Here is a 6512-nt window from a genome sequence, read left to right as displayed (position 1 = left end):
CACAAACGTTCATGATCACGGTGGCCGTACTCATGCCCGCACCCGCCCCGGCAACACCTGACCAGCACAGACACTGGATCTACAGCTGCCGTGTCTGAGCCCGGAGCTCGTCCTCGTCAATCTCCTCAACCATGCCGAAATGCCCGTAGCCCGCGTTGTTGACTGCGATGTCCAGCGAACCGAAATGCGAGTGGGCACGCTGCACGGCCGCATGCACCGCGGCACGGTCGGTGACGTCGAGCCGGACCGGCAATACCGCATCCCCGTACCGCTCGACCAAAGGAGTCAGCCGGCCGTCGTCCCGAGCCGTCGCCACGACGTGATCGCCGCGTTCGAGCGCCGCCTCCGCCCACTCGCGGCCGAACCCCCTCGAACTGCCCGTGATGAACCACGTCTTCGCCATGATTGGTGCTCCCTATCGGTGGATCGCTTGCTGTTGCCACTCCATCGTGTTGCTGACCGAGACATTCCACCAGCGAGGGTCTCGCATAGGAGACATGCGGCTCCGGAATGTGTCAGGATGACGGCATGGCCGACTTCACCCTCACCGGCCTGCGCGTCATTCAGGCCGTAGTCGACACCGGATCGTTTACCGCCGCGGCCGACGCGCTCGGATACACGCAGTCAGCGGTGTCCCGTCAGGTGGCGGCGATGGAAGCCGCCGCGGGCGCACCGCTGTTCGTCCGGGGCGCCCGCGGGGTTGCTCCCTCCCCTGCGGGCACGATGCTCGCCCGCCGAGCTGCGACGGCCCTCAACGAGATCGATGCCGTCAGCACAGACCTCGCCGGGCTGCAGGACCACCTCACCGGACGAGTCGTCATCGCAGCGTTCCCCTCGGCCGCCGCCGTGCTCGTCCCCAGAGCCCTGGCCCGCCTCCGAAACGACCACCCGGGTCTGATCGTCGAGTTCGGCGAGGCATCCTCGCCCACGCAGCTTCGCCAACTCCGCGCTCACCGCCTCGACGTCGCAGTGATCGGTGTGGGGCCGGACCTGCCCGCCTACGATTTCGAGGGACTGCCCCGCGACCTGCTTCTGGACGGCCGTCTCCTGCTCGCCGTGCCCGCGAACCACCGGTTCGCCGGCCGTGGAACCATCCCGGTGACCGAGCTGAGGGACGAAGCCTGGATCGTCGGCAAGGGACTCCGCGACGACCCCCAGTTCGGCGCCTGGCCAACCCTCGACCACCCGCAGATCGCCTACGCCGCCCGCGAATGGCCCACTCGCCTGGGGTTTGTCGCCGCCGGTCTCGGCGTTGCCGTACTGCCCGAACTGGCCGCCGCGGCGGTCCCCACCGGCGTCCGCACCGTCCGCGTCGACGACCCTGCCTGGCTCGGCCGAGCCACTGTCGCCGTCACGGTCCGCAACCGCTCTCCCGAGGTGACGGCCACCGTGAAGGCGCTCCGCCACGAGGCCGCACAGCTTCGCGCGGTGCCATAACGCCGCACCCGGCAAGGCGTTCAAGGGTGCGACACGACCGCGCCGTCAACTAACACGCTCGACGTATTGCCCGGCGGCCAGCAGAATCATGGCCTCGATCACTGTGCTGGCCGGCGCGCCGCAGGGCCGGCTGCGCCGCGTTGAGAACGGGCGCCGGCCGGACTGGGCACCGTACCCAGCCGCGCACACCTGCGGTTCGCCGTGACAGCAGGGCGCAGAAGTCGGCTCAGGCACGCCGCCTGGCACGCGCCTATGAGCGGCGCACCACCGGTCTGCTGGTCGATGACGCTGTTCATGACGCGCCGCCTGGCCCGGCCACACCCTGCGCGAGCGTGAACCGGCCCGGCGCAGGCTCGGCCGGCCAGCCAGCCACGCGAGACCAGGCGTTTCGCCTTCGACCGCAGTGCCTCCACCCGCGCCGGCACCACATCCATGCCGAACCCTGCGGCCATATCCTGGCAGGTCAGGGGCCCTTGATGGAGCCGGAGGCGGTCCGGCTGGATCGGGATGTGACCACCCCTCGTAGGGCGGCATGGTCCGGGCGCGTCTGTGCCGAACGCAGGCCGCGCCACGTTCGACGGCCGCGGCGCGGTCCCGGTCGGTCAGGGCACGGCGATGGTGACGTGACCGGTCGGGCGCGTGCCGTCGTAGGCGTAGACGTGGACCTCGACCGAGGTGCCGGGCTTCGCCGGGACGAGGGAGAGCGCGACAACGCGGCCGGCGGCGTCCTTGGCGACCGTGCGCACCCGTACGGAGGCGGCGGGAGAGACGACGACCGTACGGCCGTGGGAGCAGTCGGTGGAGACGGAGACGACGCGGGGCGGCGGACCGCCGTCGTGCCGGGCGGTGCGGACGGGAAGCCGGGAGGCGGCCGGAGCGGCGGGCATGCCCCGGGTGGATCTGCTCAAAGACACCCTGCCGATCCCCTCGGCGCCGCTCCAGAACGTGATCCCGCACAGCTTCAGCGGGGGCGCGCCACTGCGGATGTCCGGCCCGGAGCAGCCGGCGGCTCCGGCGGCAACGAGGGCCAGGCAGACGGCCGACAGCGTGGTGCGGCCACGGCGGCGGCACGGAGGTTGGGCCATCGGCGTCTCCTCGTACTGATCGGCGCTTCACGCGCGGTCGGTCCTTGCCGACCGTTATGGAGACGCTGAAGGCACCGCTGACGTTCGTTCACGCGGCGATCGCACACCACCGAAGCGGAACCGCGTTGACTACTGCTGCCGAAGTCCTGCTTCACCTGCCTTTCCTTCCTGGTGTCTCGGGCGGGCGTGGGCGGCGATCACAGCCATACTCATGCACAGATGCAGCACGGCATCATCGACGCTCTCGCCCAGGCCGGCATCAACTGCTGGGCGGACAGCCGCCGCCGGTGTCCAGGACTCCACAGCCGTCCGCAGCCTCCTTGAGCGGCGAGCGAGCGCAGGGCGAACGGGCCGTGGCGGCCACCTCGCCCCGCACACTCGCCGCCGGAGGGGCTGGGCGGTCAGCTGCCGACAAGCATCTGCCAGGTCTGCGGTCCCACCTGACCGTCCACGCCCAGACCGTGCGCGGACTGGAAAGCCCGGGCGGCGCTGACGGTCCCGGAACCGAAGCCGCCGTCGACAGTAAGGCCGTAGCCGAACTTATTCAGTTCCACCTGGGCGGCCCGGACATCGTCGCCGCTGGAGCCCTCCTGTATCAGGACAATCAGCGCCGACCAGGTCTGCGGGCCTATCTGGCCATCCGCGCTGAGGCCGTGGGCGGACTGGAAGCTCTTGGTCGCGGCGAGGGTGGCCGGCCCGAACTGGCCGTCGGCGGTGATCGAGGCACCGTGGTAACGCAGCAGGTTCTGGGCGGCCAGCACGTTGTTCCCGGTGTCGCCGGAGATGACATTCGGCCAGGGCGGCGTGACGGTGCCACCGCCCGTGGCGCCGGTCCCGGTACCCACGAGCATCTGCCAGGTCTGCGGTCCCACCTGACCGTCCACGCCCAGGCCGTGCGCGGACTGGAAGGCCCGGGCGGCGCTGGTGGTGCCGGAACCGAAGCTGCCGTCGACAGTGAGGCCGTAGCCGAACCGGTTCAACTCCACCTGGGCGGCCCGGACATCGTCGCCGCTGGAGCCCTCCTGTACCTGGACAATCAGCGCCGACCAGGTCTGCGGGCCTATCTGGCCATCCACACCAAGGCCGTGCGCGGACTGGAAACTCTTGGTCGCGGCGAGGGTGCCCGCCCCGAACTGGCCGTCGGCGGTGATCGAGGCACCGTGATAGCGCAGCAGGTACTGCGCCGCCTGCACGCTGGGCCCCGTCATGCCGTCGGTGATGTTCGGCCATGACGGCAGGATGACACCGGTACCGCCGCCGCCTGTGCCGCCCCACTGCCCGAAGTCGGCGGCCATCGCCTGGTCCAGGTCGGCGTCGTGCCCGGCGACCGTGATGCCGTTCTGGACCTGCCGCAACTGCGCGCGGCTGTCCCAGTTCCCGCCGGACCACGCGTACGTCTGCCAGCCCCAGGCTATTTTCCCGTTGTCGAAGAGTTCCTTGATCACGTGGTAGCCGCCGTACGCACCGGTCCGGGACCGGCCGATCACCGAGGCGACGCCGTCGAAGTAGGAGTTGAGCGCGGTATACATCGAGGGCTGAAGGTCGAAGTCGACGCTGAAGTAGATCGGCCGCGACGACGGCATCCCGTTGGCCAGCGCTTGCCGCTGCGCCTCAGTGGCATGCCCGGCCCCCTGAGCGTGGGGGTCGGAGGGGACGCCGCTCTGCCAGGACTGCAGCCCGTCGGACTCCCAGTTGGAGACGATGCCCAGATCTGCGGCGGTCAGGGCCTGAGCCTCCGACAGGGTGAGGACCTTCGGGTTCGGCAGCCAGCTGAGGTAACGGCACACGAAGCCGTAGCCCGCCGTGGCGACCGAACCGGCGGTGAGCGACGCGTCGGAGTAGTCGATCCCGTAACCGGTCGCCGAGGGCGCCGAGGGCGCCGCGGACGCCGCGGACGCCGACTGGGCGAATCCGATGCCGGCCGCCGTGGCCACCGCGGCGCCGCCGGCGAGGGTCAGCAGCCTGCGTCGCGACAATTGACGACCGTGGTCAAACAGGTTCATGACATGTTCCAATCCTTGACGCCTGGTTGCGGTAAGCAACGCGGGAGCCGCTGGGCGACGCGGCATGCGAGTCCTGCCGGAGCCAACGGTCCAGCGTTTGGGCGGTGCCAGTCGGAAGCAGCGCTGCAGGTGATCTTTGGGCTCCGGCCCGGCCCGCGTCCACAGCGAGTCGGAATTGCGGGACGGCACCGGCACTGACCTGCCGGGATCCGCAGCAGTGTGACGGTTGGGCGGGACAGCTTCGGCGCGGCCGTGCCGCCGTGCAGGACGACTGCGTTGGCGCCGGCCCAGGTCTCGGCCGCAGGGGCGCTGGTGCCGTGGAAGCAGCGGGAAGCCACCCAGAACCGTCAGGGGGGCGTCAGAGTTGAGCGGTGCGCTGGTTCGGCTTGCTGACGCGGCATCACGCTCGGTGTTGGGTCGAACGGCTTGGCCCTGGACGCAAGGTGCCCGTCGTCCTGCGTGATCATTTCTGTTCCCTACGCAGAACGATCATGCAGGAGCCGCGGGCTTGCTCAACCATTCGACGTTGCTGCTCGGCCTCGACGGGGTGTCCGTCGTCCGGGTCGAGCAACTGGCGGACGGGACACACCGGGTCTACCTGGCCACGGCCGATGAAAGGGCCCGGCCGTCCCCGGACTGCGGGGTGTTCGCCACCAGCCTGAAGGGCTCGGCGGTGACCCGGCCCCGCGATCTGCCGTACGGCGAGAGCAGGCAGGAGCTGCGCCGGCACAAGCGCCGCTCCCAGTGCCGGGAGCCTGGCTGCCCGCGCCGGTCCCACTCACCATGGCGGAATCCACCGTCACCTACACCTATGACGCCAACGACCTGCCCCAGCACATCACCGACAGCCAGGCCGGCAACCAGGCCTTCACCTACGACGCCTACGACCGCCTGATCTCCACCACCGGCCCCACCGGCCCCACCGGCACGGTCAACTACGGCTACGACGCCGGCGACCGGCGCACCACGATGACCGCGGCCGGGACCAGCACCACCTACGGCTACGACACCTCGGACATCCTCACCTCGGTCACGTCCGGCACCGAGCAAGTCACCTTCGGCCTGGACGCGGCGGGCCGGGAGAAGACCGCCTCCCTGCCCGGCGGCATCACCCGCACCACCGGCTACGACACCACCGGCGTCATCACCTCCATCGCCTACGCCCAAGACACCAAGACCATCATGGATCCCGTCACTAAGGGCAAGTACCAGTATCCCAACGGATACGTGATCTACATGAACGCTGACGGCCAATCTATGAACCCAATTACGGGTAAAGTCGGCATCTCAAACGCTGACCCCTACAACCACATCCCCATCCCATGACCCGTATCGAAGACCTCTTCACTGGCGCCGCCGACGGCGTATCAGCGGACCCCATCGACTGGGACCCCCTGCAAGAGTCCGACGCCCTGCAGGAAGTCGGCCTCCTCGACTGCAGAATGTGTCCCCTGACCGGCCGTGCCGGGCTGCTCCTGGACATGCGTACAGCCCTGCAATACCGCACAGGGAACGCTGCGCTGCTTGTGGTACGCGGACTGCACTCCTTCCAATGGAGCAAAGAGCCGCTCGAGCGCACGCTGATCGCCTTCACGATCATGTCGAGCGCTCCCGCGACGTCCCGGCGCCTATGGCAGATGCGCATAGGCCTTTTCCCGGACGGTGAACTTTCCGTCAGCGGCAAGGCAGCGGACTTCCACCTCCTCGATGTCGACGGAACCCCGGAAGCTCCACCGGACTATTCTGAGCGCACTCTGAACGAGGTACGCAAAGACCTTCCCTGGTGGGATTCCGAGTGCACCGTGCTGCAGTCGTCCACCACGAGAAGCACAATGACATAGCGGTGCCGCCGAAGCGGCCCGCCGAGGCCTTGCCGCGGTGGGCCGCTTCACTGAGCCCTTTTCAAGCTGCGGTGCCTGACCGCGAGTTGGACTGTCCTGCGCAACGACGAAGCTCCTGGTAGACGGTTTCTCGACCAAGATCACCC

At 69.1% G+C, this 6512-nt stretch carries 5 protein-coding genes and 2 pseudogenes; 3 read left to right on the top strand and 4 right to left on the bottom strand.

The window, feature by feature from the left end; all coding sequences use genetic code 11:
* Positions 1-94 precede the first annotated feature (94 nt).
* Positions 95-403, bottom strand: a pseudogene (locus tag AB0I69_RS48715) (SDR family NAD(P)-dependent oxidoreductase); the annotation flags it as partial.
* Positions 404-528: 125 nt separating this feature from the next.
* Here AB0I69_RS48715 and AB0I69_RS48710 point away from each other — a divergent pair.
* Positions 529-1437, top strand: coding sequence for a LysR family transcriptional regulator (locus tag AB0I69_RS48710; RefSeq protein WP_363102315.1), 909 nt, complete (start codon positions 529-531; stop codon positions 1435-1437).
* A 292-nt stretch (positions 1438-1729) separates the two neighbouring features.
* Here the strand turns inward: AB0I69_RS48710 and AB0I69_RS48705 are convergent.
* From AB0I69_RS48705 to AB0I69_RS48695, 3 genes and pseudogenes are all read right to left on the bottom strand, one after another.
* A pseudogene (locus tag AB0I69_RS48705) lies at positions 1730-1931 on the bottom strand (hypothetical protein); the annotation flags it as partial.
* 108 nt (positions 1932-2039) lie between these two features.
* Positions 2040-2522 carry a hypothetical protein gene (locus AB0I69_RS48700; protein WP_363102314.1) on the bottom strand — a complete coding sequence of 161 codons (483 nt, stop codon included), beginning with the start codon at positions 2520-2522 and terminating at the stop codon, positions 2040-2042.
* A 401-nt stretch (positions 2523-2923) separates the two neighbouring features.
* Positions 2924-4498, bottom strand: a complete 1575-nt coding sequence (locus tag AB0I69_RS48695) for a peptidoglycan-binding protein (protein WP_363102313.1) — start codon at positions 4496-4498, stop codon at positions 2924-2926.
* An 810-nt stretch (positions 4499-5308) separates the two neighbouring features.
* Here AB0I69_RS48695 and AB0I69_RS48690 point away from each other — a divergent pair.
* A complete protein-coding gene (locus tag AB0I69_RS48690; RefSeq protein ID WP_363102312.1) occupies positions 5309-5851 on the top strand; it encodes a hypothetical protein in 543 nt (180 codons plus the stop codon).
* A complete protein-coding gene (locus AB0I69_RS48685) occupies positions 5848-6366 on the top strand; it encodes a hypothetical protein (protein WP_363102311.1) in 519 nt (172 codons plus the stop codon). Before AB0I69_RS48690 ends, AB0I69_RS48685 begins: the two co-directional genes overlap by 4 nt.
* The last annotated feature ends 146 nt before the right edge of the window (positions 6367-6512 follow it).

Source organism: Streptomyces sp. NPDC050508, from assembly GCF_040655155.1.
In the GTDB taxonomy this organism is placed as follows: Bacteria; Actinomycetota; Actinomycetes; order Streptomycetales; family Streptomycetaceae; genus Streptomyces.
Note: the sequence above shows the minus strand (reverse complement) of the source record. Positions and strands in the feature narration are given on the sequence as shown.